Genomic DNA, 763 nt, shown 5'->3' with positions numbered 1-763 from the left:
AGCAAAGGCTGTTTCAGGAGCTACATCGGGTAGCAAAGCAACAAATAAAACAGTAAATCTGGCCAAGTCCCCAACACTAACGAATCCGACAAAGCAGCAAGCACCGTCTCAGGCGAAAAGTGAAGTAAGCGCAACAACGGCATCACCTTCGAAATCTAAGGAGCAGGATAAGGGTAAAATTAGTTCTAGTACAAGTGAGATAAAAACATTTGTCAACAAAGGTGAACAGTTTACAAACGGCAGAAAAAATAAGTTGAAGCCTAATATTAAGTATAAAACGGGAGAGTATGACTACCTTTATGAAACAGACAAATTAGGAAGGATTTCTAAATTTGAAACAGAAAATTTACAATTGACTAAGAGAGATCAAAGGTTGCCTCATAGTAAAAATACACCAGGTAAAGTAAAAGGCCAAGATCATGCCGGACATTTGATTGGTGATCGATTTGGAGGATCACCTAAAATAGATAATTTGGTTTCACAATTATCTGATGTTAATTTGAAGCAATATAAAAAGATTGAAGAAAAATGGGCTGCAGCTTTGAAAGAAAAACCACCTAAAAAAGTAACAGTTGATATTGAAATAATCTATTCTGGGGATAATATGCGACCAGATAAATTTATAGTTAATTATACAATTGATGGTAAGGCTGGCCTTGGAAAATTAAAAAATTAATCTAGGAGTGAAAAGTAGCATGAAAGAATTTGAAGATATATTTAGTGAACTACAAGCGGATATGATATCCATATGTATGGAATATGT

At 34.6% G+C, this 763-nt stretch carries 1 protein-coding gene and 1 pseudogene; both read left to right on the top strand.

What is annotated here, in order from left to right; genetic code table 11:
• Positions 1 to 676: DNA/RNA non-specific endonuclease (locus H9632_RS18710; RefSeq protein ID WP_225223928.1), on the top strand; the 676-nt coding region annotated here is incomplete at its 5' end.
• A gap of 19 nt (positions 677 to 695) precedes the next feature.
• Positions 696 to 763: pseudogene (locus tag H9632_RS18705) on the top strand (DUF600 domain-containing protein); the annotation flags it as partial.

The sequence above is a fragment of the Solibacillus merdavium genome (genome assembly GCF_014836935.1).
GTDB lineage: Bacteria > Bacillota > Bacilli > Bacillales_A > Planococcaceae > Solibacillus > Solibacillus ferritrahens.
This window is presented reverse-complemented; position numbering and strand designations above follow the sequence as displayed.